Annotated in this window: 16 protein-coding genes; 9 read left to right on the top strand and 7 right to left on the bottom strand. The window is 71.1% G+C overall.

Annotated features, from left to right (window positions below; genetic code table 11):
• Positions 1–33 precede the first annotated feature (33 nt).
• Positions 34–5,178: a TIR domain-containing protein gene (locus ABZX02_RS19550; protein WP_355299995.1), complete on the top strand. Its 5,145-nt coding sequence runs from the start codon at positions 34–36 to the stop codon at positions 5,176–5,178.
• Here ABZX02_RS19550 and ABZX02_RS19545 read toward each other — a convergent pair.
• From ABZX02_RS19545 to mraZ, 5 genes are all read right to left on the bottom strand, one after another.
• On the bottom strand, positions 5,175–6,362 hold the full coding sequence (locus tag ABZX02_RS19545) for a putative glycoside hydrolase (RefSeq protein WP_355299993.1): 1,188 nt from the start codon (positions 6,360–6,362) through the stop codon (positions 5,175–5,177). The two genes, ABZX02_RS19550 and ABZX02_RS19545, sit on opposite strands and share 4 nt — an antisense overlap.
• 160 nt (positions 6,363–6,522) lie before the next feature.
• Positions 6,523–8,424 (bottom strand): penicillin-binding protein 2, encoded by a 1,902-nt coding sequence (locus ABZX02_RS19540; protein WP_355299991.1) that lies wholly within the window; start codon positions 8,422–8,424, stop codon positions 6,523–6,525.
• Entirely contained in the window at positions 8,424–9,014 is a 591-nt protein-coding gene (locus ABZX02_RS19535; RefSeq protein WP_355299989.1) for a hypothetical protein, read from the bottom strand. The genes ABZX02_RS19540 and ABZX02_RS19535 overlap by 1 nt, the downstream gene beginning before the upstream one ends.
• A complete protein-coding gene (rsmH, locus tag ABZX02_RS19530) occupies positions 9,011–9,964 on the bottom strand; it encodes a 16S rRNA (cytosine(1402)-N(4))-methyltransferase RsmH (protein ID WP_355299988.1) in 954 nt (317 codons plus the stop codon). Before rsmH ends, ABZX02_RS19535 begins: the two co-directional genes overlap by 4 nt.
• Before the next feature lie 167 nt (positions 9,965–10,131).
• Entirely contained in the window at positions 10,132–10,563 is a 432-nt protein-coding gene (gene mraZ, locus ABZX02_RS19525; RefSeq protein ID WP_053733094.1) for a division/cell wall cluster transcriptional repressor MraZ, read from the bottom strand.
• A gap of 409 nt (positions 10,564–10,972) precedes the next feature.
• Between mraZ and ABZX02_RS19520 the strand changes: the two genes are divergently transcribed.
• The 5 genes from ABZX02_RS19520 to ABZX02_RS19500 all read left to right on the top strand — a co-directional run bounded on the left by ABZX02_RS19520 (position 10,973) and on the right by ABZX02_RS19500 (position 17,325).
• Complete coding sequence (locus ABZX02_RS19520) at positions 10,973–11,620, top strand: helix-turn-helix domain-containing protein (RefSeq protein ID WP_355299985.1); 648 nt, start codon at positions 10,973–10,975, stop codon at positions 11,618–11,620.
• The gene (locus ABZX02_RS19515; protein ID WP_355299983.1) at positions 11,551–12,405 is read left to right on the top strand and encodes an RNA-guided endonuclease TnpB family protein; all 855 of its coding nucleotides are present in this window, start codon (positions 11,551–11,553) and stop codon (positions 12,403–12,405) included. The genes ABZX02_RS19520 and ABZX02_RS19515 overlap by 70 nt, the downstream gene beginning before the upstream one ends.
• Before the next feature lie 128 nt (positions 12,406–12,533).
• Positions 12,534–13,535, top strand: coding sequence for a MoxR family ATPase (locus tag ABZX02_RS19510; RefSeq protein WP_355300254.1), 1,002 nt, complete (start codon positions 12,534–12,536; stop codon positions 13,533–13,535).
• A gap of 2 nt (positions 13,536–13,537) precedes the next feature.
• Complete coding sequence (locus ABZX02_RS19505) at positions 13,538–14,803, top strand: DUF58 domain-containing protein (RefSeq protein WP_355299981.1); 1,266 nt, start codon at positions 13,538–13,540, stop codon at positions 14,801–14,803.
• Positions 14,803–17,325, top strand: a complete 2,523-nt coding sequence (locus ABZX02_RS19500) for a DUF3488 and transglutaminase-like domain-containing protein (protein WP_355299980.1) — start codon at positions 14,803–14,805, stop codon at positions 17,323–17,325. The genes ABZX02_RS19505 and ABZX02_RS19500 overlap by 1 nt, the downstream gene beginning before the upstream one ends.
• Before the next feature lie 191 nt (positions 17,326–17,516).
• On the opposite strand, the gene ABZX02_RS19495 is transcribed toward ABZX02_RS19500, so the two are convergent.
• Positions 17,517–17,912 carry a DUF3040 domain-containing protein gene (locus ABZX02_RS19495; RefSeq protein WP_090073948.1) on the bottom strand — a complete coding sequence of 132 codons (396 nt, stop codon included), beginning with the start codon at positions 17,910–17,912 and terminating at the stop codon, positions 17,517–17,519.
• A gap of 282 nt (positions 17,913–18,194) precedes the next feature.
• Here ABZX02_RS19495 and ABZX02_RS19490 point away from each other — a divergent pair, with 282 nt between their 5' ends.
• A complete protein-coding gene (locus ABZX02_RS19490) occupies positions 18,195–18,701 on the top strand; it encodes a hypothetical protein (RefSeq protein ID WP_355299978.1) in 507 nt (168 codons plus the stop codon).
• Positions 18,701–20,257, top strand: coding sequence for an alkaline phosphatase D family protein (locus ABZX02_RS19485; RefSeq protein ID WP_355299976.1), 1,557 nt, complete (start codon positions 18,701–18,703; stop codon positions 20,255–20,257). Before ABZX02_RS19490 ends, ABZX02_RS19485 begins: the two co-directional genes overlap by 1 nt.
• A 543-nt stretch (positions 20,258–20,800) precedes the next feature.
• On the opposite strand, the gene ABZX02_RS19480 is transcribed toward ABZX02_RS19485, so the two are convergent.
• Positions 20,801–23,959 carry a S8 family serine peptidase gene (locus ABZX02_RS19480; protein WP_355299974.1) on the bottom strand — a complete coding sequence of 1,053 codons (3,159 nt, stop codon included), beginning with the start codon at positions 23,957–23,959 and terminating at the stop codon, positions 20,801–20,803.
• Positions 23,960–24,226: 267 nt separating this feature from the next.
• On the opposite strand from ABZX02_RS19480, the gene ABZX02_RS19475 reads away from it, so the two are divergent.
• Positions 24,227–25,732 (top strand): M48 family metalloprotease, encoded by a 1,506-nt coding sequence (locus ABZX02_RS19475; protein ID WP_355299972.1) that lies wholly within the window; start codon positions 24,227–24,229, stop codon positions 25,730–25,732.
• Positions 25,733–25,744 lie beyond the last annotated feature (12 nt).

Raw genomic sequence — 25,744 nt, 5'->3', positions numbered from 1 at the left:
TTCGGCCACGCACGAGATCTCTAGCATGTGGCGATGCCTCCAGTTGACGCGACGACGCTCCGGGGCGCCCTGCTCACCCTGTCCGAAGAGGACGGCACCTGGCTGAACTCGGTCGACGCGCCGCTGGGACGGGTGCTGTCGGGCACCTCGATCCACATCTCGATGCACGGCCTGTACGGCTGGCTCGGCGGCACGAGGGTGCCGCACCTCGTGCAGGCCAGGATCGCCCGCGCCGTCGCCGACCTGCCCCCGCACCACGGGTTCGACCGGCTGGAGCCCGTCTTCGCGGTGCACACGGCGCTGGCGGCGACGGCGTTCTTCGACTCGGTGCGCGAGGTGCTGACCGGCGACCTCCAGCTGCCGACGCCGCGGGAGTGGCACCAGGAGGACCACTCGTTCGTCTCGTACCTCTACTCCGACGACGTGCCCGCGCCCTCGGCCGTGCAGGACTTCGCCAACACGATCGCCTCCATCGCGACGTGGGCCGCCAACCGCGGTGAACGCGTCCACCGGGCGTTGCACCGGACGAACCCCCGCTGCGGCAGCGAGGCGTTGCTCGACCTCAGCTTCGCGCGCAGCGTGTCGATCCGGTACGAGAAGGCGGTGCGCGCGCACGCGAAGGACGTCCGCGAGTTCGCGCTGTGGACCGGCCTCGCCGACACGAGCGGGTTCACGAGCACCGGGCAGAGCACCATCGCTCCCCCGAGCCGCGCGCTGGAGGTGCTGCACCGGGCCAACCGGGCGGCGCTCGACGACGACCCGCCCGCCGAACCCGGTCTCCCGCCGGCGCACCTGCTCTACGTGCCCGCGAACTACCGGCTCGCCAAGGCGGGCCCGGTGGCGCGGCTGTCGGACGAGAGCTGGTGGGCGTCGCAGCCGCGGCGCAGCGACGACGTGGAGGCGCTGCTCGCGACCCACCTCACGAGCCCGCTGGCGTTCCGGTTACCGCTGCTGGTGATCGGCGGGCCCGGCTCGGGCAAGTCGATGCTGACCAAGGTGCTGGCCGCGCACATGCCCGCCGCGCACTACGCCGTCGTGCGCGTGCAGCTGCGCGGGGCCCAGCACGCGGCCCTGCTCGACCAGGTCAACCAGGTGCTGGCGCAGCAGACCGACCACCAGTTCACCTGGAACGACCTGGCCTGGTCCGGCCGCCAGTGCACCCGCATCCTCGTGCTGGACGGCCTCGACGAGATGGCGGACCGGCGCGGTGACCTGCTGAGCGAGCTCGCCCGGTTCCAGAAGACCGAGGCCGCGCTCGGGCATCCGGTGGCGCTGGTGGTCACGTCCCGGACGTCGTCGCTCGACCAGCTGCACATCCCGGACCGCATGCCGGTCGTGCAGCTCACCGACCTCGACACCGCCCAGATCCGCCGGTGGGTGGCGCGCTGGAACGACGCGACGGCGCAGACCCGGCGGCCCCTCGCGCTCGACACCGTGCTCGCCCACCCCGAGGTGGCGCGCAACCCGCTGCAGCTGACGCTGCTCGCGCTGCGGCTGACGAACCCCGCCGCGGTGCACCCCCGCGGCACGGTCAGCGCGACGGACCTGTTCCAGCCCGACACCCCGTCCCCCGGCCTCGCGGTGGCGAGCGTCGCCGCGATGGGGATGCTGAACCGCGGCTGGCGGCCGATCTCCGCGGAGGAGCTCCGCGCGGACCTCGCCGCGCTCGGCGAGACGGACCCCGGCTCGGCCGAGTCGGTGATCGGCGACCTGGAGCAGCGGCCGGCGACCGTCGCGGAGTTCCGGATCGCGATGCTCGTCCTCGACCTCCTGCCGAGCGCGGAGTCCGACGACGCCCTGCTGTTCGCGCTGCTCTCGCACGCCCCGCTGGCCCTGCGCCCGGCCACGCTGACGTTCGTCGCGCAGCTGGCCCACGACGCCCCGGCCGCCACGCAGGTCAGGCTGGTCGAGGTGCTCGACGCGCTGCTGTCCCGCAACCGCGGCCACACGAGCCGCTACTCGGCCTACCAGCCGTCCCACCTGAACATGATCCGGTCGCACGCGCTCTACTCCGCGAACCTGGTGCTGCTGCGGCTGTCCGTCCAGGAGGCGGAGGACCGGCGGCCCGTCGCGACCGGGCAGGCGCACGCGCTGCTCGACCGGTGGGCCGACCGGCTCGACCAGGCCAGCCGCCGGTCCGTGCTGTCCCTGGTGGCCGTCGAGGACGGCGGGTTCGTCCGGCGCACCCCTCCCGACACCGTCGCGCGCGCACGGCTCGACCCGGACCCGCAGGCGCCCGGGGTCGAGTTCCTGCAGCGCGGCCTCTCGGCGGACGACCGCCACACCGGCCGGGTGACCTGGTCGTCCGACGGCGCGCTGCTGGCCGTCGGCCACGGCGGCGATCTCGCCGTGTGCTGGCGCGTCGGCGAGGACGCGCCACCGGAGGAGGTCGGCCGGGTCCTCGGCGTGGCCGACATCGCCTGGCACCCGTCCCGGCCGGTCGCCGCGGTCGTGCAGCGCTCGCCGCACGTCGGCGGGCACCACGTGGTGGTCACCGCGTTCGACGGCGAACCCGGCCGCCCGGTGTGCTCGGCCGGGATCGGCACCCGGCTCTCGTGGTCCCCGGACGGCGACGTGCTGGCGGTGGGCGAGATCAGCGAGATGACGCTCGTCGACAGCACCACCGGCAGGCCGTCGGGCGCGTTCAGGTTCGCGCCCTCCGGGCCCCAGCACCTGCTGCGGCCGCGCTGGTCCCCGGACGGCCACCACATCTGGGTGGCGGGCCACGGGCACATCTCGATGATCCGCACGGCCGACAACGAGGTGCGGACGTTCCAGCACGACCTGCACGCCCGGGACATCTTCGTCCTGCGCGGCGCGCAGGCCCTGGTCGCGTTCACCTCGCCCGGCAAGCACGACATCACCATCACGGCGTTCGGCCGGCTCGCCGCTCCCACGACCCTCGAAGGGCACGCGGACCTGGTCACCTGCGTCCGGTTCTCGCCCGACGGCGGCTTCGTCGCGTCGATGTCGACGGACAACACCGTCCGGCTCTGGAGGGCCGCCGACTGGCAGTGCGTGGCGGTGCTGCCGAGGGAGAACATCAGCGGCCGCGGCGGGCTCGCCTTCCACCCCACCGAGCCGCTGCTCGCGATCAAGGACGGCAACGGCGTCGACGTCGTGCGGCTCGACTACGGCGTGCTCGGCTCGGTGAGCGCCGCCCCGACGTCCCGCCGCTACGCCAACGCGAAGATCGTGCTGGTCGGCGACACCGGCGTGGGCAAGTCGGGCCTCGGACTCGTGATGAACGGGCAGCAGTTCGTGCCGACCGACTCGACGCACGGGCGCAACGTGTGGACGTTCGAGCGGTCCATCGAGACGCTGCCGTCCGGGGACGTCCAGACGCGGGAGACGCTGCTCTGGGACCTGGCCGGGCAGCCCGGCTACCGGATGGTGCACCAGCTGCACCTCAACGAGGTCGCGGTGGCGCTGGTCGTGTTCGACGCCCGCAGCGAGACCGACCCGTTCGCCGGGGTCCAGTACTGGAGCCGGGCCCTCGCCCAGGCGCGGCGGCTCGACGGACCGGCGGCCGTGCGCCTGAAAGCGTTCCTCGTCGCCGCACGGACCGACCGCGGCGGCACGGCCGTGAGCACCGCACGGATCGAACAAGCCGTGCAGAAGTACGGGTTCGACGGGTTCGTGGAGACCAGCGCGAAGGAGGGCTGGGGCGTCGAGGAGCTGATCCGCACCGCCCGGGACGCGATCGACTGGGAAGCGGTGCCCGTGGTCAGTTCCACCGCGCTGTTCCAGTCGATCAAGGACTTCGTGCTGGAGGAGAAGCAGCAGGGCCGGATCCTGTCGACCGCGGACGACCTGCTGCTCAGCTTCCGGCGGCTGCACCGCGACCCCTCGCCGGTCGACGAGCTAGCCGGGAAGTTCGCGGCGTGCCTCGGGCGGCTGGAGGGCGTCGGCGTGATCCGGCGCATGCAGTTCGGCGGCTACGTCCTGCTGCGGCCCGAGCTGCTGGACGCCTACGTGTCGTCGCTGGTGCAGGCGGCGAAGGACGAGCCGGACGGCCTCGGGTTCGTGCCGGAGAAGGACGCGCTGGAGGGCACGTTCCGGATGCCCGAGTCGGAACGGCTGACGAACGAGCAGCAGGAGCGCGTCCTGCTGATCACCGTGGTCGAGGAGCTGCTGCGCCGCGAGATCGCGTTGAAGGAGGTCACCGACAAGGAGGTCGACCTCATCTTCCCGTCGCAGTTCACCAGGGAACGGCCGGACGCCCCGCAGGTGCCCGGCCAGGACGTGGTGTTCACCTTCGACGGCGACCTGGCGTCGATCTACTCGACGCTCGCCGTGCGGCTGTCGCACTCGCGGTTCTTCCAGCGCGGCCCGATGTACCACAACTCCGCGTCCTACCTGGCCAAGGCGGGCGGCACGTGCGGCATCGCGGTCCGCGAGGTCGAGGAGGGCAAGGCCGAGCTCGTGCTGTTCCACGACGAGCAGGTGACGCCGATCGTGCGGCGGCAGTTCGAGGCGTACGTCGTCGAGCACCTGGAGCAGCGGGCCGGCAACGTGGTGCTGCGCCGGATCCGCCGGTGCAAGCCGTGCGACCAGCCCGTGGACGACGTCGTGGTGCGCAAGCGGTTGAGCGCCGGCCTCACGAACGTGCGCTGCCAGCTCTGCGACGAGTTCGTGTCGCTGCTCGACGAGGAGCAGCCGGACGTGCGGCCGGTCGTGGCCGAGATGAACTCCCACGCGAACACCCGCCGCGACCTCGACGTGGCCGCGACGACCCTCAAGGGCAAGCGGGAGGCCGAGGACTACGACGTCTTCCTGTGCCACAACGTCAAGGACAAGCCGCTCGTCCTGGAGGTCGTCGCGGAGCTGGAGGCGCGCGGGATCCTGCCGTGGATCGACATCCACGACATCCAGCCGGGCTCGCGGTGGCAGATCGAGATGGCGAAGGGCATCGAGAAGAGCCGGTCGGCGGCCGTGCTGATCGGGCCGTCCGGGTTCGGGCCGTGGCACGACGCCGAGATGCAGCTGATCAACGACTGGTCGGTGCGCGACACCCGGCGGCGGGTGATCCCGGTGATCCTCGACGGCGTGGACGGCGACGTCGACCTGCCGGGCTTCCTGCGCGTGTGGTCCACGGTCGACATGCGGATGGCGGCCCCGGACCCGGTCGAGCACCTGATCTGGGGGATCACCGGGGAGCAGTCGCGCAGGCTCTAGCAGTCCTTGCGCAGCACGGTTCCGCTGGTGCCCGGGAGCACCACGTAGCTGACCGGGGCGCCCGTCTCGTTGGTGTGGAGGGAGTCGAGCCGCACGGTCACCGGTCCGGTGCCGGTCTTGTTGGCGTTGACGACCACCGTGCCGCACTCGAAGTCGCGCTGGTGCACGTTCGTCGCGATCTCGTGGTGGGGCCCGAGCGGGTCGCCGAGGTCCCAGTCGTACTCGGCCCGCCACCGCGACGGGTCGTCGTAGCCGTCGGTCTCCTCGATCTCCGAGATCGCCGCGTGCTCCCCCACCGCGAGCAGGTACGAGGCGAAGGCGTAGCGGAACGGCTGCTCGGCGCCGCTGTGGTGCGGCTGGACCCAGGTGATCTTGCCCTTGGCCTCGTTGGCGGTGATCTGCGCGACCTGCCTGCTCCAGCCCTGCTCGTACTCCGAGAGCAGGTCGTCGTCGCCGAAGGTCAGCCACCACTCGTCGAAGCCGCCGTCGAGGTGCTCAACGTAGCTGTCCCAGGCGCCGTCGTGCAGGCGGGCGTTGGACAGGTTCGCGACGGTCTTCAGGCCCGCGTCCACGAACCTCTGCCGCGTGCCGGCGAGCATCGAGAGGTAGGCCGCGCGCATCGCCTCGTCGGTCGGGTACGCCGCCGGGCAGGTACCGGGGTGGTAGGTGTCGCAGGCGAACAGGGCGTTGTCCATGAAGACGCCGTCGAAGACCTTCGCCGAGGACGCGACCACGTTGTCGGCCCAGGCCTCCTGGTAGGCCGGGTTGCCGACGTCCATCTGCCAGTGGCCCGCGTAGCCGTCGTAGGAGAACCGGTTGCCCGCGGCGTCGCGCAGGAACCACGACGGGTCGGCCTCGCAGTAGCCGACGCCGGTGGGGAGGTCGGCGTCGTCCACACCGCCGGAACAAGCGTAGTCGCGCGTCGAGGAGAGATCTTTGTAGACGAAGGTCTGGATCTCCGGATTCGCCTTCTTCAACTTCCTCGCGAGATCACCTTCCCAGGCGTTCAGCACGACGTACGAACGCCGGTCCGCCTCGATTTCGATCATTTCGCGGGACGTGGGCGTGCTGTTCATGTGCAGCCAGTACGACTTCACGGGCGCTTCGCCCTCCGGGACCTGAACAGGGGGAACGGTCGGCAGCCCCAGCAGCAGTGCCAAGATCGAATATCCGATGGAACGCACGACGCACATCACCTCGTTCAACTCTCCGGTTTCGGAGAATTAAACGTGAAGAAATGCGTCTCAACACGAAGAAGTTTTCACTGTCAAGAGAAAGAATTCACGCCTGGGCGCGCTCCGGTCCCTTGCGCTTCCGGAACGCGCCACCGACAATGCGCGACCGCTACAGCTGCAGCTGCACGAACGGCGTCTGCTCCGGCGACATCGGCACCTGGAACCGCTGGGTCAGGAATGTCGCGATGTCGTGGAACACCGGCGCGGCCGACTGGGCACCGGACGGCGCGTCGAGCATGACGCCGACGACGTAGCGCGGGTTGTCCGCCGGGAGGATGCCCGCGAACGTGGTCCAGTACTGCGACTGGGAGTAGCACTTGCAGGCCTGGTCGATCTGCTGCGCCGTGCCGGTCTTGCCCGCCACCTGGTAGCCGGGCACCGCGGCCGGCTTGCCGGTGCCGTTCTGGTTCGGGTCGCGCGGGTCGGACTGCGTGACCGAGCGGAACATGTCGCGGACGGTCTTGGCCGTCTCCTTCGACACCACCTGCACGCCGTCGGGCCGCTGCTTCTCCGAGCGCGCGCCCTCCTGCCCGATCTCGGCGCGGACCAGGCGCGGCGGGATGCGCAGACCGTCGTTCGCGATGGCCTGGTACATGCCGGTCATCTGCAGCAACGTCATCGAGAGGCCCTGGCCGATCGGCAGGTTGCCGAACGTCGAACCGGACCACTGGTTGAGCGGCGGGACGACGCCCGCCTCCTCGGCCGGCACACCCGAGCCGGTGCGGCGGCCGAGCCCGAACTTCTGCAGCATCTCGGCGTAGCGCTCCTGGCCGACCTGCTGGGCGGCCTCCAGCGTGCCGACGTTGGAGGACTTGGCGAACACGCCGGTGAACGACATCGGGACGGTGCCGTGGTTCCACGCGTCCTTGATGACCCGGTCGGCGACCTTGATCGACCCCGGCACCTGCAGCACGTCGTCCGGCTTGAACAGGCCGTACTCGACGGCCGCGGCGGCGGTGACGATCTTGTTCACCGAGCCGGGCTCGAAGCTGTACGCCACGGCGGTGTTGCGCTTCTGGTCCTCGGACGCCTTGCCGAAGTCCGTCGGGTCGTACGTCTTGTCGTTGGCCATCGCGACGATCTCGCCGGTGCGGCTGTCCAGCACGACGGCCGAGCCGTTCTTGGCGCCGTACTTCTTCGTGTAGTCGCTGATGATCTTCTGGACCGCGTACTGCGTGTCGATGTCGATCGTCAGCTCGAGGCTCTTGCCGGGCTGCGGCTTCACCAGCTCGCGCTCGGTGTTCGGGATGACGAGCGTGTCGTCACCGGACATGGTGTCGACGACGCGGCGGCCCGTGCGACCGGCCAGCACGTTGTCCTGCGCGTTCTCCAGGCCGAGGATGCCCTGGACGGTCGGCGGCTTCTCGTCCTGGCGCCAGTTGGCCGCGCCGATGATGTTCGACGCCAGCTCGCCGTTGGGGTAGATGCGCTTGGAGCGGTACTCCGAGCCGATCTCCGAGGGGTACTTCGCGACGATCTTCGCGGCCTTGGCCGGCTCCGCCTCGTTGACCAGGACCTCGTAGGAGATGTCCTTCACCAGCTGCTGGTAGACGGTCTCCTCGTCGGTCTTCTCGCCGTTGACCTCGGGGCCGAGCGTCTCCGCCATGAACTTCGCGACCTCGCGGGCGTGCTCGTCGTAGGACACCGCGTACTTCTTCGGGTCCTTCGCGCGGGCCTCGTCCCACGTCTTCCGCGCGCGCTGCGGGAGGATGTAGAGCGCGCGCACCTCGATCGAGAACGCGAGCTGGTTGCCGTTGCGGTCGAGGATCGAACCGCGCTCGGCGGGGATGTCGATGGGCGTCGTGCGCTGCTTCTGCGCCTGCAGCGACAGCTCCTGCGCCTGCAGGCCCTGGACCTGCACGAGCTTCACGCCCGCGACCACCAGCGCGCCGATCAGCAGCACGCGGCCGACGCCGATGCGCAGCCTGCTGTTGCCGCCCAGCCGTGCGGCCGGGGCGGGACCGCGCACCGACAGCGGACGGCGCGGTCCCCTCGTCTGCGGACCGGGCATCAGCCACCCGCCGGGGGCGTCTGACCCGCGGGCGGCTGCTGACCGGCCGGCGGGTTCTGACCGGCGGGCGGCGGGGGCGGCTCGGAGGACGGCGGGGGCGGCGGCGTCGACTTGGTCGCGGGGCTCGGCTTGCCGAACTCCTCGATCGAGCCGTCCGGGTTCTGCCGCAGCCGGGCCGGGTTCGACGGCTCGACGAGGCCCATCTCACCCGCGCGGCGCGCGAGGTCGGTCGGCGACTCGAGCAGCGCCACCTCGCGGCGCAGCTGCTCCATCTGCAACGTGAGCCGCTCGGCCTCCGCCCGTGCCTCCTGCAGCCGATACGTGTCGGCGGCCGCCTGGGTGGAGAAGTACATGATCCCGGCGACGCCCGCGCCGAGCACGAGCATCACGAGCACGACGAACGGGGCCTTGGAGACCTGCTTCTGCTGCGGCGCGGCCGAGGCGCCCCGCAGGTTCGAGGCGCGCTGGGCCCGCCGGGCGTAGGCGCGCTCGGCACCGGCGGTGCGGCGCCGCGCCTTGTCCTTCTGGGCGGACTTGTCCTTGGACGGGTCGCGGGGCGACGGCCCACCGACCCGTGCGGGTGCCGTCATCTCGGTGCTCCGATCCGCTCCGCCGCGCGCAGGCGCACCGGCGCCGCCCGCGGGTTGTCCTCGATCTCCTGCTCGTTCGCGAGCTCCGCGCCCTTGGTGAGCAGCTTGACCTCCGGCCCGTGGCCGGGCAGCTCGACCGGCAGGCCGGGCGGGGTCTTCGACTTCGCGAGCTCGGCGAGCGCCTGCTTCACCATCCGGTCCTCGAGGGACTGGTAGGACTCGACGACGATCCGGCCGCCGATGCCCAGCACGCCCAGGGCCGCGGGCAGCGCGAGCCGCAGCGACTCCAGCTCGCCGTTGACCTCGATCCGCAACGCCTGGAACGTGCGCTTGGCCGGGTGCCCGCCGGTGCGCCGGGACGCCGCCGGCACGACGGCGTAGAGCAGCTCGACGAGCCGGCCGCTGTTCGTGAACGGCTCCTTCTCGCGCTCGCGCAGCACCGCCGAGGCGATCTTGCCCGCGAACCGCTCCTCACCGTAGGTGGAGAGGATGCGCGCGAGGTCGCCGTGCGAGTACGTGTTGAGCACGTCCGCCGCCGTCATGCCGGTGCCCTTGGACATCCGCATGTCGAGCGGGGCGTCCTTGGAGTACGCGAACCCGCGCTCCTCCTCGTCGAGCTGCAGCGACGACACCCCGAGGTCCATCAGCACGCCGTCGACGTGCGAGTACCCGAGGTCCGCCACGGCCTCGTCGATGTGGTCGTACGTGACGTTGACCAGGTGGACGCGGTCACCGTGGCGCGCGAGCCTCTTCCCGGCCATCTCGATGGCCTGCGGGTCGCGGTCGAGCCCGATGAGCGTCAACTCGGGGTGGGCGCTCAACAGCGCGTCGGAGTGGCCACCCATGCCGAGCGTCGTGTCGACAACGATGGCGGGCTTGCCTTCGAGCGCCGGAGCGAAGAGTTCCAGGACGCGGTCCAGCAGCACCGGAACGTGCCGCGGCTGATCCATCGGACCCTCTACTCCCCTTAATGCGCGTTTCGGGTGACGTCAGGTCCCCGCCCGCCCGTCGAACCTGGCGCCGGGGAAGGTGCGCCAGGGCCGATAGTCGAGCGGACCGAGGCCTCACGGCACCCGAATCGCGTTGAACATCCGGCCTGTTGCTCGGCTGACCGCCATCAGAAGACGCCCGGAATGACCTCCTCGCGAGCCGTGGCGTAGCCGTCCTCGTGCTCGTCGAGATAGGTCTGCCAGGCCGCCGCGTCCCAGATCTCCAACCTGGTGAACGCGCCGACGACCACGCACTCCTTGGTCAGCCCGGCATACCGGCGCAGTTCCGGTGCGATCAGGACCCGGCCCTGACCGTCCGGACGCTGCTCGTCCGTGCCCGCGAACAGATACCGCTGGTAGGCGCGTACGGCGTCGTTGGTGAACGGCGCCTCGGCGACCTTCCTCGCCATCTGCTCGAACTCGGCCCGGGGGAACACGTACAGGCAGTGGTCCTGGCCCTTGGTGACCATGAGACCTCCCGCCAGTTCGTCCCGGAACTTCGCAGGCAGTGTCAGCCGACCTTTGTCGTCCAGGCGCGGGTAGTGAGTGCCGAGGAACACGGCAGCCACCTCCCTTGCCGGGCGACGAGACCGGCAGTGGAGCCCCCGTCTGCCCCACCGGCCGCCACAGTACCCCACTTTTCACCACAGTCAACGTTGAAACAGGTGTCCACGCAGCATGTCGTTACCCGTTTGCGCAGGTAGACGGCGTGGAGTGGCGTGGGGGGACGGTGGGGGAGTTCGTGCGTCACCACCTTCGCGGGTGAGGGTTCAGACCCGAATAAGCACTCGAACGGCCTAGAAAATTCGGCGAAAACAGCGTGTGGCGGCGAGATGGTGGGGGAAGGTGGAACGGGCCCGGCACAGCCCGCGAGCGCGCGGCGCCTGACCGGCACCGAGGAGGGCCGACGGACACTCCCGCGAGCCGCCAACCAGCACTGTCGGTGTCGTGCGCTACTTTCATCACGAAATGGTCACGGTGATCCAGGCGTACCGGTACGCACTCGATCCGACCGCAAGGCAGCGCTCGGCTTTGCGGTCGCACTGCGGTGCGCAACGCTTCGCGTTCAACTGGGGCCTGGCGCGGATCAAGGCCAATCTGGACCAGCGTGCCGCCGAGGCGACCTACGGCGTTCCCGACGATCGGCTCACCCCAGCGGTGTCGTGGTCGGCCTACAGCCTGCGCAAGGTCTGGAACCAGGCGAAGAGCGAGGCAGCGCCGTGGTGGGGCGAGAACTCCAAGGAGGCCTACTCGTCCGGGCTCGCCAACCTGGCCACCGCGTTGACGACCTGGCACGACAGCCGCAGGGGCAGGAGGCCCGGCCGCGCGGTCCGGTTCCCGGGGTTCAGGGGGAAGCGAGCTGGTTCGTCCTGCCGGTTCACCACGGGCGCGTACGGCCTCACCCACGATCGGCGGCACGTCAAGTTGCCGCGCATCGACTCCGTGCGCACCCACGAGTCCACGCGCAAGCTCGCCCGCCACTTGGAGCGCGGTACCGGTCCGCCACCGTGTCCCACCGGTCCGGCCGCTGGTTCTGCTCCTTCTCGGTGGAGATCATCCGGACCGAGCCGACGCCACGCCGACCTGGCGACGCGGTCGGTGTGGATCTCGGCGTGAAATCCCTCGCGGTGCTGTCCACGGGCTTGGTCGTGCCGAACCCGAGGCACCTCGGCCTCGCACTTCGCGCACTGCGCCGGCTGCAGCGGCAGGCCGCTCGGCGCACCGGCCCCGACAAGCGCACCGGGCAGCAGCCCTCGAGCCGATGGCGCCGGACTCGCGACAAGATCACGCGACTGCACGCCCGAACCGCGTACGCCCGCAGCGATGGCCTGCACGAACTCACCACCGGTCTGATCCGCGAGTTCGGCACGATCGTGCTGGAAGACCTCCCCGTGTCCGGCATGCTGCGCAACCGCCGCCTGGCCCGGCACATCGCCGATGTCGGCATGCGCGAACTGCGGCGGCAACTCGGCTACAAGTCCGCCCGGGGCGGGTCGAGGCTGGTCATCGCCGACCGCTGGTACCCGTCGTCGAAGACCTGTTCGGACTGCGGCGCGGTGAAAGCCAAGCTGCCGCTGCGTGTCCGGGTGTACGACTGCGACGAGTGCGGCTCCGTGCTCGATCGCGATCTCAACGCCGCCCGCAACCTCGTCTCGCTCGTCGGCGAGGCTGCGAACGGCACGTCCGCGGCGAGTTGCGCCGGGACGGGAAAAAGCCCGACGGAAACCCACGTCAGACCCACGCGGTGTGGGCAGCGGGTACTGCCGCGGGAAGACCCGGCCGCGGCCGGGCCAACGCCACACCGCGAGGTGACGGCTACCGAGCGGAGCGGGCAAGCGTTCGCTCACGGCTCAGGCAACGGAAGGTGGAAACTGGTGGAGATGGATGCAGCAGGTAACTAACGGCACTTAGCCGTGGTTTGACACACTGCGTGAAACGCTCACACGTCCGTGTTCCGGACACGGCTGCTGGAGGTTTAGTGACGCCGGGAAGCCCAAGCGCGAACAGTCACGCGCCGGTCGATCAGGTTCTGGGTGAGCTGCACGGCGCCGTCCAGCGGATCGCCGCCAACGTCGAACGGGTGCTCGTCGGCAAACCCGACGTGGTCCGTCTCGCCCTCGTGACGCTGCTCGCCGAAGGGCACCTGCTGGTCGAGGACGTGCCGGGTGTCGGCAAGACCTCGCTGGCGAAAGCGCTTGCCCGTTCGATCGACTGCACCGTGAGCCGCGTGCAGTTCACGCCGGACCTGTTGCCGAGCGACATCACCGGCTCGTCCATCTACAACCGGCAGGAGAACGACTTCGAGTTCCGGCCCGGGCCGATCTTCGCGAACATCGTCGTCGGCGACGAGATCAACCGCGCCTCCCCCAAGACGCAGTCCGCGCTGCTGGAGTGCATGGAGGAGCACCAGGTCACGGTCGACGGCAACACGTACCCGCTGGGCTCGCCGTTCATGGTGATCGCGACGCAGAACCCGATCGAGATGGAGGGCACCTACGCCCTGCCCGAGGCGCAGCGCGACAGGTTCACCGCGCGTGTGTCGGTCGGCTACCCGGACCCCCAGGCCGAGCTCGCCATGGTCGACGAGCACGCGGGCCACAACCCGCTCGACGACCTGCGGCCCGTCTCGGACGCGAACCAGATCCTGCGGCTGATCGAGGCCGTGCGCCGGGTGCACCTGTCCCCCGAGGTCCGCCGGTACGCGGTCGAGCTGGTGTCGGCCACGCGCCGGCTGCCGGAGCTGCGGCTGGGCGCGTCCCCGCGGTCCACGCTGCACCTCGTCCGGGCGGCTCGCGCGCAGGCCGCGCTGGCCGGTCGCGACTTCGTGGTGCCGGACGACATCCACGCGGTGTCGATCCCGGTCCTCGCGCACCGGCTGGTGCTGACCGCGGAGGCGCAGGCCGCCCGCCGGTCCCCCGCCGACCTGATCAGGGCCCTCCTGCAGCGGGTGCCGGTGCCGACCGCGGCGATGGACCCGAGCGCGGCGTTCGTCCGGAGCATGAACAACAACAACGCAGGGACACCACGCTAACGATGCGCACCGCACTCTCCGGTCTGACCACGCGCGGAAGATGCTTGCTGGCCGCGGGGTTCGCCGCCGGAGTGTGCGCCGCCGTGCTGAACGAGCGCGACCTGCTGCGGGTCGCCGCCTTCGTGATCGCCCTGCCGCTGCTGGCCGCGTGGCTCGCGACGAGGGCGCGGGTGGGGTTGCACGCCGCCCGCTACCTCGCGCCGAGCCGGGTGCCGGTGGGGGCCGCGTCCGAGGTGAAGCTCGACCTGCGCAGCACCGGCCGGCTGCCCACGGGCGGGCTGATGCTGGAGGACACCGTCCCGTACGCCCTGGGCGCGCGGCCGCGGTTCCTCGTCGAACGGCTGCCCCGCAACACGCCGACCTCGCTGCGCTACCCGCTCAAGCCGGTCATGCGCGGCATCCAGCAGGTCGGGCCGCTGATGGCGCGGATCACCGACCCGTTCGGCCTCGCCGAGTTCGACCGCGAGCTCGCGGGCCGGTCGCGCCTGGTCGTGGTGCCGCGGGTCGTGCGACTCGGCGGGCTGCCTGGCGGGTCCGGCATGGGCGCGGGTGACGACGGCTCGGTCCGGCTGCGCGCCGGTCAGGGCGAGGACGACGCGGTCGTGCGGCCGTACCGGCAGGGCGACGACCTGCGGAAGGTCCACTGGCGGTCGACGGCGCGGCGCGACGAGCTGATGGTCCGCGTCGAGGAACGGCCGTGGCGCGGCGGCACGACGGTGCTGCTCGACCACCGGGTGCACGCGCACCGCGGCACCGGCCCCACGGCGTCGCTGGAGTGGGCCATCTCGTTCGCGGCGTCGATCTGCCTGCACCTGCACCACTTCGGGCACCAGGTGCGCCTGGTCTCCGAGGACGGGCGGGTGCTCGCGGGCGGGTCGTCCGACGGCGGGCACAGCGACCACGTGGTGCTGGACTCGCTCGCCGCGCTGCAGGGTTCGCACCGCCGTGAGCTGAGCGGCGGGACGGACCCCGGCGCGGGCCAGGAGGTCATCGCGGTGCTCGGCGGGCTCTCACCGGCCTCCGCGGAGGAGCTGGTGAGGTACCGGCCGCGCGGGACTCGCAGCCTGGCCGTGCTGATGGACGTGAACGCCTGGTCCGGTGGCACGGACACGTCCGCTCCGGAACCCGAGGACGCCCGGCGGTTGCTGACCGGCGCGGGCTGGGGCGTGGCCATCGCGAAGCCGTCGGCGTCGATGCAGCAGGTGTGGCAGGAGCTGTGCGCCTCGGCAGGGACCCGGGGTCCGTCGTTCCGTTCGGAGGTGGGCTGATGGGGTCCCGTTCCGCTCCTTCACGGGGCACCGAGCCGGAGTGGTTCACCTCGGCGACGCCGTGGATCGCCGCGCTGGCCGTGCTCTGCGCCTCGACCGCGCTGTCCGGGGTCATCGAGGGTGACCTGTGGCTGGTGCGCATCGGCGTGGTGATCGTCGCGATCACCCTGACCGGCGCGTTCCTGCGGGCGACCCGGCTGACCCCGCCGCTGGTGGCGGTCGCCCAGATCGTGGTGCTGTTCTGCCTGCTCACGGCGTTGCACACGCGGTCGGGCATCTTCCTGTTCATCCCCGGCCCGGACGCGCTGGGCGAGCTCGGCGACGTGCTCGCGGAGTCCGTGGCGCAGGTCCAGACCGGGGTGCCGCCGGTGCACGCGTCCCCGGCGATCCAGGCGCTCGTGGTGCTCGCGATCGGCCTGGTCGCGGTGCTGGTCGACACGCTCGCGGTGGCCGCGGCGGCCCCGGCGGCGTCCGGACTGGTGCTGCTGTGCGTGTTCGCGGTGCCCGCGTCGCTGGCCGACGAGATGCTGCCGTGGTGGACGTTCGTGCTGGGCGCGGCGGCGTTCGCGATGCTGCTCGCGGTCGACGGCCAGCACCGGCACGAGGCGTGGCGCGGCCGGCTCGGGTCCGGGTCGGCGAGCGGGTCCGGCGGGTCCGCGACCTCGGTGGCGGCGATCGCGATGGTGGTCGCGCTGGTCGTCGGCGCCGGCTTCACGCTGGTCGGCACGGTCGGCAGGCTGCCGGGCGGGGGCGGCGGTGGCGGCGGCAAGGGCGGCATCGGGCTGAGCGAGATGACGTCGTTGCGCGGCATGCTGAACCGCGGCCGCAGCGCCGAGGTGTTCTACGTGCGCGGCATGGACGACCCGACGTACATGCGCGCGTCCACGCTCGCCCAGTACGTGCCGAACAAGGGCTGGGAACGCGGCACGCCCCCCGGTGGCCAGCCGGCGCGCGGCGAGCTGCCGCCGCAGCCGGGTGACCGCGGCGAGGGCAAGACCACCCGGATCAACATCGAGCCGCGCGACTGGCGCAGCTTCTGGCTGCCGACGTACGGCCAGGTCCGCCGGATCGACACCCCGGACGACGACTACCAGTTCGACGCGAAGAAGGGTGTGATCTACACCCAGCGGGAGCGCGAGCCGGAGCCGTACGAGATCGACACGGTGATGACGCCGCCGACGAAGCAGGCGCTGCGGCTGGCACCGACGCAGGCGAACGCGGTGGACCGCGAGTACTACAAGTTCGACGGGGTCGAGCAGCCGATCGTCGACCTGGCCAAGAAGATCGTCGAGGGCGCCACCAACGACTTCGACAAGGCCGCCGCGCTGACGGCGTTCTTCAACGGCCCCACCTCGGGGTTCACCTACGACCTCAAGACCGGCGGCGACGTCACCACGGACGCGCTGACGGACTTCGTGCTGCGCGGCAAGGTCGGCTACTGCGAGCAGTTCGCCTCCGCGATGGCCGTGATGGCGCGCGTGGTGGGCCTGCCGTCGCGGGTGGCGATCGGCTTCACCGCCGGCGTGATGTCCGCGGACAACTCCTACCGGGTGATCAGCACCGAGGACGCGCACGCGTGGGTCGAGATCTTCTTCCCGAACTACGGGTGGACGACCTTCGACCCGACCCCGGTCAACGACGGCCGCGGGATCGTGCCGCCGTACCTGCGCGAGACCGCGCCGGGCCAGGAGGACGTGCCGACCGCGAACACGCAGACCGAGTCGACGGCGCCGTCCACGACCGGGTCGGCGCAGTCCTCCACCTCGGCCGACGGCACCGACGGAGCCGCCGACATCGGCAACGCGACGCCGGAGGACACCTCGAAGAACTGGGTGCCGTGGGCACTGCTCGCCGTCCTGATCGTCGCGACGATGTTCCAGATCCTGCGCCACACGAACCTCTCGAAGGTCGCGCCTCCCGAGGCACCGGCCGGGAGCTCGCCGTCAAGGGACGGGCCGCGGTCCAAGAGGAGCCCACTGACACCGCTGCGGCGCTGGAGCGGCCCGATCTCGGTGGTGCTGTGGGCGATCGCGCTGCTGCTCGCGGTGGCATGGCTGTCGTACATCCTGATGGTGGTCGTGCTCCTGGTGCTGCTCGCGGCGACCCCGGCGGCCATCCGCGAGCTGCGCAGGCGCGGCCGGTTGCGAGAGGTCGCCGGGCTCGGACCCCGTGCGGCCTCCGCGGCGTGGAGCGAGCTCATGGCGGAGTCGATCGACCGCGGCGCACCCGTGCCGTCCGCGGAGACGATCCGGATCGCGGCCCGCAGGCTCGCGCGCGAGCACAACCTGGACGACGCGGGCAAGGAAGGCCTGCGCGCGGTGATCGGGGCGATCGAGCGGTCCTGGTACAGCCCGAACCCGGCCGCCGACCCGGCGTTGCCCGGTGCGCTGGCCGCGGTCCGGCAGTCGCTGGGCCGCAACGCCCCGCTGTCGTGGAAGGCGAAGCTGTTCCCGAAGTCGGTGCTGAAGCCGACGCCGACGCCGACGGCGGACACGCCCGACCGGGAGCCGGTCGGGGTGTAGGTGACGGGTGGCAGGCGCCCAGGAGGTGCCTGCCACGGCACACCCGCCCCGCGCCCAGCTGCCCCGCGCCCAGCCACCCGACGCCCCAGCTGCCCCGCGCCCGGTTCCCTCGACGCACCGCCCGTGACAAAGCGAAGGGCCCGCTCCCCTCACCGGGGGCGGGCCCTTCGCTCTGCTGCTTCTCGGTCGGCTTACTGCTCTTCGTCGAAGCGACGGCGGAAGCGCTCTTCCATCCGTTCGGAGAACGAGCTGCGGCTGCGCGCTGGCTTGCCGTCCTCCTGCGCTCCCTCGGCGACCTGGTCACCGCGACGCAACGTCGTCAGGGTGATGAGCGCACCGAAGAACATGAGCAGGAAGCCGAAGACGCTCACCACGGGGATGCTGGCGATCGAGAGCTGCGGCAGCATCACTCCGGTGATGAGCGCGGCAACGCCGACCACGAACAACACGATGCCTTGTACGCGGCGTCGCTTGGACGGCCGCCGCAACTTGGCGCCCCGTACGGTGGATGCGAACTTCGGGTCCTCGGCGTAGAGCGCGCGCTCGATCTGGTCGAGCAGTCGCTGCTCGTGCTCGGAGAGTGGCATCGTTCCTCCTCCGGCACAGCGGTCGCGGGCGCCGGGTGTTCTCGGTTTCCGCCGAACCCGGCGGACGACCCACCCTGGGGACGTCACCTTCCAGGATACGATCCGCGCGCCTCGGCGACTACCCAGTCGGCCTTCTCATACGGTCTGTTCTGTCACCATCATCCTCCTGGGGCAGTGGTGAGGCCTTCGTGAGGCTCCTTCCAGCCCCTTGTGGCCTTCCGTTCACACCTCGTTCCGCCTGCCGACCCGCACGCGACAGCCGCGCTTGCTCGGATCGGTCGCATGACCGAACTCATCGTCAACGGCGCCGCCGAGCAGGGCCTGACCGGCTGGCTCGTGGTCGCGGGCGCCCCCGTCGTGCTGCGGTACGACACGGGCCAGGGGTATCCGGGGCCCGGTGATCCCGGTCCGGCGCAGCGTGGTTCGTCGTTCTTCGGCGGCGGCGACACGCCCCTGAGCACGCTGCGACAGAGCGTGACGTTGCCGCGCCGATCGTCTCAGTTCGTGGTGTCCGCGTGGCTCGGCGGCTACGCGGCGCAGCAGGACGGCGCCCGGCTGTCCGTCGAGTTCCTCGACGCCGGCGGCACCCCGCGCGGCCTGGTGGTGCTCGGCCCGGTGACGGCGGAGGAGCGGTCCGGCCGCACGGGCCTGCTGGAGCGGACGGCGCGCGGCACCGTGCCGCCGGACAGCCGGACCGCCGTGGTGACGCTGCAGATGACCCGATCCGGTGGTGGCACGTCGAACGACGGCTACGCCGACAACATCTCGTTCACGGTCGGAGGCCGCTGATGCTGAACCGACGTGATCTCCTGCGCGCCGCGGCCTCCGCCGGAGCCCTGGGCACCGTGTGGCCGCTGTCGGCGGGCCTCTCCCCCGCGCAGGCGCACGCGGCCGCCCTCGACCTGGGCGTCTCGTGGGACGCCGCGCCGTTCACGCTGGGCGTCGGTTCCGGCGACCCGTTGCCGGACAGCGTGCTCCTGTGGACGCGCCTGGCGCCCGAACCGCTGGCGTTCGAGCAGCCGCTGCCCGAGGTCGTCGAGGTCGAGTGGTCCGTCGCGCTCGACCGCACGATGCGCGCACGCGTGGCGTCCGGAACCGTTGGCGCGTCGGCCCTCCTGGGCCACAGCGTGCACGTGCCGGTGCACGGACTCCGTCCCGGCCGCACCTACTACTACCAGTTCTCGGCTCTGGGCAAGCGTTCCCGCGTCGGCCGCACGCGCACGGCCCCCGGTGGCCCGGTCTCGAAGGTGCGTTTCGCGACGGCGAACTGCCAGGCGTTCCACGACGGCTTCTACGCGGCGCACCGCGGCATCGCCGCCGAGAACCTGGACTTCGTCGTGCACCTAGGCGACTACATCTACGAACACGGCCAGGTCGGCGGCGCACACGTGCGCGACCACGAGGGTCCCGCAGTGCTGTCCCTTGCGGACTACCGCCGCCGCCACGCGCTCTACAAGGGCGACCCGTCGCTGCGCGACGCCCACGCCGCGCACCCGTTCTTCCTCACGTGGGACGACCACGAGGTGGTCAACGACTACAGCGGCTCCGAGGGCGCCGCACCGTTCGTGAAGCGCCGCGCCGCCGCCTACCAGGCCTGGTACGAGCACCTCCCGATCCGCGCTGGGAGCGCTCTCGAACCACAGATCCACCGCCGCCGAGAGTGGGGCTCCCTGGTCGACCTCACGGTGCTGGACCTGCGCCAGTACCGCTCCGCGCAGAACCTCGCCGATGGCACCATCCTGGGCGCCTCGCAGAAGAAATGGCTGCTGGACGGCATTTCCGGCGCCCGCGAGGCGTGGCAGGTGTGGATCAACTCGATCATGCTCTCGCAGCTCGCCCGCCCCGGCGGCGGCTACTACTTCACCGACCAGTGGGACGGCTTCCGCGCCGAACGCCGCGAGGTGCTCGGCCACGTCGCGTCGTCCGGCATGGAGGACCTCGTCGTGCTGACCGGCGACTGGCACTCGGCCTTCGTGGACGACATCCGCCCGGACTTCGACGACGTCACCTCGCCGGTGATCGGCACGGAGTTCACGGCGCACTCGGTCACGTCGGGCGCGTACTCGCCGGAGTGGAACGCGGCGAACGGACCGGTGATGGGCGCGGCGAACCCGCACCTGAAGTACTTCGAGGGCAACAGGTACGGGTACGACGTGTACGAGGTGACGCCGCAGCGGTTCACCACGCACATGAGGGTGATCGGGGACCGGCGGGACGCGGCGTCGCCGGTGACGACGCTGACCACGTTCCACGTCGACCGGGGGAAGGCCGGGAGCTACGAGGACCCGGCGACGGTGGGGTCGGCGGCGCAGTACCGACGGCCTTCGCAGAGTTCGACCCGCTGAGTCGTAGCAGCGTTCGACTCGCTGAGTCGCGGAAGTGCCAGACCCGCTGAGCTGGAGAAGTGTCAGACCCGCTGAGTAAGCTCGAATTCGGGGGTTCCCGGGCCCTGTGTGGCCGGAGTGCGGAGCCCCCGAATCCGATGCTACTCAGCGGGTCTGACAGTGATCGCGTGCGCGGATCAGATGCGCGGGTGAGGCATGCGGCGACGTCCTTGCCCTGGTCGCCGACGACGCGGGCCTGGCCGCACAGGAGCCGACCAACTGGCACGGCCGTGCCTCCCGAGCGGACCAGCGGGTGCGGGCGCATCTCTGAGCCGGCCAGCGGGCGCGGCCGCGTTCACGGGCCCACCCAGCCAGTCCGTCATACCTACAATCCCCACCGGCCAGCTCCGCCACGCCCGCCGCGAGCCAACCGGCCGGTCCGGACACGCCCCGAGCAGGCCAGCGGGCCAAACCACGCCCCGAACCGAACACCGGCCCCGAGCGCGCCCCGGAGCCGACCAGCGGCCCTGAGCGCACCCGGAGCCGACCAGCGGGTCGGACGGCTCAGCTCGCGATCTTGTAGGCGCGGATGATCGTCGTCTCGCCCGTGTTGCCCGCCGCGTCCGTGGTCTTGGCGCGCAGCGAGGCGAACTTGGCGTCCTTCGGGTGCTTCAGCAGCACCTTGTCGCCGACGGCCTGGGCCTGCTTCCAGGTCGCGCCGTCGTCGTAGGACACCTCGACGGTGACGCGTTTGACCTTCGGCGTGTTCTGGCCCTGCTCGACCTTCAGCGGGACGAGTTGCACCCGGCCGTGCGCGGTGTCCTCGTCGTCGAGCTTCGGCTGGAAGCGGACGACCGTGAGCGGCAGGTGCGTGATCTCGTTGGTGTGCTTGGCCTTGAACGTCCAGGCGCCGCTCACCTTCGTCGACAGCTCCGCGTCGCGGCTGTGCTCCATTTCGGCGCGGTAGGTGCCTTCGTCGGCGGGCACGTCGAACACAGCGGTCGGGGTGGGCGACTCGCCGAGCTTGGTGCCGTTGCGGGACAACGAGGTCTTCGCCGTTCCGCCGGACACCCTGCCCGCGCCGCCGTTGCCGTCGGTGAAGAGCGGGACGACGACGGCGATCTGGTCCTCGAGCCTCGCGAGGCCGAAGCGCGGCTCTGCCGGGACCGACGGGCCGAGGACGGCGATGCCGAACGTCTGCGAGTACTTCTTCCCGCCCTTGAAGGCGCGGCTCGGGTTCTCGGTCGAGTACTCGGGGCGGTCGTCCGGGCCGACGCGGTCGTAGATCCAGCTCCACTTGCCGGTCACCGTCGACACGAGGTCGACCGCACGGCCACCGTTCGGCACCTGCGTGAACCACGCGAACCCGCCGCTGCCGTCGACCGGGTGCGGCATGACCGCGACGCCGTGCTTGCGGCCCTCGCCTGCCGGGCGGAACCCGGTGGTCATCTCGGCGAGCTCGCTCGCCTTGGCCGTGCGCTCGTACCCGGTCGGCATGCGCTTCTCGGTGTACATGAGGCGGTAGCTGACCGGCGTCTTCTCGTCGCGGGCCGCGCCTTGGAACTGCTCGGCGATCGTGGTCGAGAAGCCCGGCGCGTCCGGTCCCAGCTGAGCCGTGGAGAACTGGCCTGCGAGACCGTCGAAGACCGCCCAGCCGTGGCCGAACGGCGCGCCCGCGACCTGGGTGGTGTAGCCGACGGTGCCGATCATGCCCTTGGCCGCGGCGTCCGGTGTCTTCAGCGCGACCGGTTTCGCCTGGCGCGTGTCGATCGTGATCGATCCCTTGCCGGCCACCACGAACTTCGGCTGCACCACGAACGCGACCTTGAAGTCCGTGCTGATGACCGAACTGTCCACGAGGTACTCGCCCTTGGGCAGCCGGACGTCCTTCGCGGTGCCCGGATAGCTCTTGCCCGTCTTCGTGTTGACGAACACCGTGCTCTGGTTCTCGGCGGGGTTGCCGTCGGCGCCGAGCACCGACACGGCGGTGTCGTAGCTCTCGACCTCGCGGTTGACGCTGACGAGAGTGCGGAGCCCGTTCGACGCCACGACCGCGCCGCTGTAGGCACCGTCCGGCGCGGCCACCCTGGTGTCGGCGGTGATCGTGGCCTTGGCCTCGCCTCCCGCGGGGACGGTGACCTTCGCCGGTGACACGGTGAACAGACCCGCGGGCGCGGGCTTGCCCTCCGGGCCCTTGACCTCTGCGGTCAGGTCGAGCGTGACTGGCTCGGTGCCGGGGTTGCGGTAGGTGACCTCGCGGACGACCTTCTGGTCGTCGTCGTGCGGCCACTGCTGCAGCCCGAAGTTGATGTTCGCGGGCTCCGCGACCACCTGCTGCGCCAGCATCCTCGGCACGTCCGCCCGTCCGGCGCCCTGGTCGAACGCCGTCAGCGACGGGTTCGCCTTGGCCGACGCCATGACTGTGGCCTTGAGCCGGTCGCCGGACCAGTCGGCGTGCTGCTGCTTGAGCAGTGCGACGACACCCGCGACGTGCGGCGTCGCCATCGACGTGCCGTCCATCGCGACGTGGCCCTGAGTACCGGCCTCGGCGGCGACGATGCCGACACCGGGCGCGGTCACGTCCGGCTTCACCGCTCCGTCCGCGGCCGGACCGCGGCTGGAGAACGGGGCGATGCCGTCGTTGCGGTCCACTGCCCCGACGGTCAGCGCCGACTCGGCACTGCCGGGCGAGCCGATCGTCTCCGGCCGCCCGGAGTTGCCCGCCGCGACGACGAACAGCGCGCCGGTCTCCCGGGAGATCCGGTTGAGGGCCTCCTCGATGGGGTCGATCTCCGGGGTGTCACCTCCTCCCAGGCTCATGTTGATGACGCTCGCGCCCTGGTCGGCCGCCCACTGCATGCCGGCGAGGATCGCCGAGTCCGGGCACCCGCCCGGCTGGCACACCTTGCCGTCGAGGATCTCCGCGTCCGGCGCGACGCCGCGGTACTGCTCGCCCCTGCCGGCGATCGTCGACGCGACGTGCGTGCCGTGCCCGACCTCGTCGGTGTTGTCCGGCGAGTCGGTGAAGTTCTTCTCGGCGACCTGCCTGCCCTGCAGGTCCGGGTGCTTCTCGTCGACACCCGTGTCGAGCACCGCGACCTTCACGCCCTTGCCCGTCACACCGGCCGCCCACGCCTGCGGCGCGCCGATCTGCTTCGTGCTGCGGTCGAGCGACACCTTCCGGACGCCGTCGAGCCACACCTTCTCCACGGCGCCGCCGCGCAACGACTCCCAGGCGCTGCCCGACTTCTCGACGGACCCCGTCACCAGACCGGCCACGGACTCCTGCCCCGCCAGCGCCGTCACACCGGATCGCGCGCCCGCCGCCGGCCGCACGATCACAGGAACGGTGCCGCGCCGCGCGTCGTTGTAGCCGAACTCGGCCATGGACGTCACGTCGAACAACCGCGGGTCGAGCTTTCCGTTGTCCACCAAGGCGATCGCGTCCGCGGGCACCACGTGCCGATGTCCGTCCCGCAGGAACGTCCGCACTGGCATCCTGCCGCGCCCCGGCCCCGGCACGAACCGCACGACGCGGTCGCCCGCCAACTCCACCCGGTCACCGGTGATCAGCGTGACGCTGTGGTCACCCTTGCTCGCCGGTTGCCGCTCCTGCGCGTGCGCGACCGCCGTCGTCCCCGTGGTCACTCCCGCGGTGACGAGGCCTGCCGACAACGCGAGCGCGGTGATCCCCCTGCGGGCACCTCGCTGTCCTGCTCTCACTGGGTACCTCCAGTGCTCGATGAGGTGTTGCCTCAGTGACCGTAGGGACACCGAGCGTCACCCCACCTCCTTCTGGAGGCCGGAGCTGCACAGGGCGATGTCATCCCGCAGCGGTACCCGCACTGGCCGATCGGCTGGTTGACACGGGTCCGTTCTCTCGGGAGCAACCGTCTTTCGGCATTGAGTCGTGACCGGGTTCTCGTGCACACTTCGTGCTGCCGTCAGCTGGGGGCGGCACGGGGGTTCTGGGGGAAGGTCGCTCTACCTATGCGCGTCTCTGTTCGTGCTGCCATCTCGGTGGCGTTGCTGGTCGGTTTCTACGTCCTTGCCTTCGGATTGATCGGGGGCCTGCTCGCGCTCGAGACGTACGCCCTGATCGAGCGTCCGTTCGTGGGGCTAAAGCTGGGCCTGTTCGTCGTGCCGGTCGTGTTCGCCCTGGGCAAGGGCCTGATCTCGCTGGAGCGCCGCACGCGCGACGAGGTGCCGGGAACGCTCGTCACGCCCGAGGAGCAGCCCGCCCTCTGGGACCTCGTGCGCCGTCTGGCCGCCGAGGTCGGCACCCGCCCGCCGGACGAGATCCGGATCCTCGCCGCGGTGAACGCCGGGGTCGCCGAGGACACCCGTTTCCTGGGACTGCGCGTCCTCAAGCGCAGGATGTTCATCGGTGCACCTTTGCTCACCTCCTTGACCGAGAAACAACTCATCGCCGTGCTCGCCCACGAACTCGGGCACTACGCCAGCAAGGACACGCGTCTCGCCGGTGTCGTCGTCTCCGGCCGTGACGCGATGCTGCGCGCCGGTGCCCACATGAACACCGAGCAGTGGTTCCAGCGCATGATCGCCAAGCTGTTCCGCGGTTACGCCAAGCTCTACCTCCGCGTCTCGCAGGCGATCAGCCGCCGCCAGGAGTTCGCCGCCGACCGCGTCGCCGCCACCCTGGCCGGCTCGTCCGCCGCCGCGTCGGCCTGGCGCGAACTGCCGGTGATCGACGCCGCGTGGGACCTCTTCACCAATCGCCACCTGACCGTCGCGTGGGAACTCGGCTACCTCCCCACGACGTTCTTCGACGGCTTCGCCCGCCTGCGCACCTCGTCCGAACTCCACGAGGAGCTGGAGGAGATCCGGCAGAACCCGCACGACCCGGACCGCGGCCCGTACGACTCGCACCCGCCGCTGCGCGACCGCATCGCCGCGATCGAGGCCATGGCCCTGGAACCCGAGTCGGGCTGGGGCGACCGCCCGGCACTGGAACTGCTGACCGATCCGATGCCGCTGCTCGACGCCGCCGTCCTCACGACGCTCGTGGCCGACGCCGCCACGAAGCACCGCGTCGACTGGGCGACCCTCGGCCACATCGGTGCGCGAGCCCGTGTGGTCCGAGGCACCGAACGCCTGCTGGAAGCGTCCGCGGCGAAGATGAACACGGCCCCGTCCCTGACCACCGTCCTCGACGCCCTGGACGCGGGACACCTCGCCGACCTCGGTTCCCACGTCCCCGGCAACAGGGAGGCAGGCGCCCGAGCCCACCGCGAGATGGCCCGCGGCGAAGTGCTTCCCGAGCTGTCCGCCCTCGTGGCGCTGGCGTTCTCGGACGCGGGACTCGCCCGCTGGGAGCTGGACTGGCTGGGACGGACCACGTTCGTCACCTCCTCTCACGACTTCGACATGGCCGAACACCTGGACGCCGCGGTCGCCGACCACGGCAGCACCGAGGGCCTGCGCGCCGCGCTCGCCACAGCCGGTGTGGCCCCCGACTACCGCCCAGCGCACTGAGCGTTCAGGAGA

It is taken from the genome of Lentzea sp. NPDC003310, assembly GCF_040610935.1.
Taxonomy (GTDB): Bacteria; Actinomycetota; Actinomycetes; order Mycobacteriales; family Pseudonocardiaceae; genus Lentzea.
Note: the sequence above shows the minus strand (reverse complement) of the source record. Positions and strands in the feature narration are given on the sequence as shown.

What these genes read in the sequence shown, in the direction of transcription:
- ABZX02_RS19550 (WP_355299995.1), top strand. Translation starts at nt 34, where the DNA reads ATGCCTCCAGTTGACGCGACGACGCTCCGGGGCGCCCTGCTCACCCTG.
- ABZX02_RS19540 (WP_355299991.1), bottom strand. Translation starts at nt 8,424, where the DNA reads ATGCCCGGTCCGCAGACGAGGGGACCGCGCCGTCCGCTGTCGGTGCGC.
- ABZX02_RS19535 (WP_355299989.1), bottom strand. Translation starts at nt 9,014, where the DNA reads ATGACGGCACCCGCACGGGTCGGTGGGCCGTCGCCCCGCGACCCGTCC.
- rsmH (WP_355299988.1), bottom strand. Translation starts at nt 9,964, where the DNA reads ATGGATCAGCCGCGGCACGTTCCGGTGCTGCTGGACCGCGTCCTGGAA.
- ABZX02_RS19520 (WP_355299985.1), top strand. Translation starts at nt 10,973, where the DNA reads ATGGTCACGGTGATCCAGGCGTACCGGTACGCACTCGATCCGACCGCA.
- ABZX02_RS19505 (WP_355299981.1), top strand. Translation starts at nt 13,538, where the DNA reads ATGCGCACCGCACTCTCCGGTCTGACCACGCGCGGAAGATGCTTGCTG.
- ABZX02_RS19500 (WP_355299980.1), top strand. Translation starts at nt 14,803, where the DNA reads ATGGGGTCCCGTTCCGCTCCTTCACGGGGCACCGAGCCGGAGTGGTTC.
- ABZX02_RS19495 (WP_090073948.1), bottom strand. Translation starts at nt 17,912, where the DNA reads ATGCCACTCTCCGAGCACGAGCAGCGACTGCTCGACCAGATCGAGCGC.
- ABZX02_RS19490 (WP_355299978.1), top strand. Translation starts at nt 18,195, where the DNA reads ATGACCGAACTCATCGTCAACGGCGCCGCCGAGCAGGGCCTGACCGGC.
- ABZX02_RS19485 (WP_355299976.1), top strand. Translation starts at nt 18,701, where the DNA reads ATGCTGAACCGACGTGATCTCCTGCGCGCCGCGGCCTCCGCCGGAGCC.
- ABZX02_RS19475 (WP_355299972.1), top strand. Translation starts at nt 24,227, where the DNA reads ATGCGCGTCTCTGTTCGTGCTGCCATCTCGGTGGCGTTGCTGGTCGGT.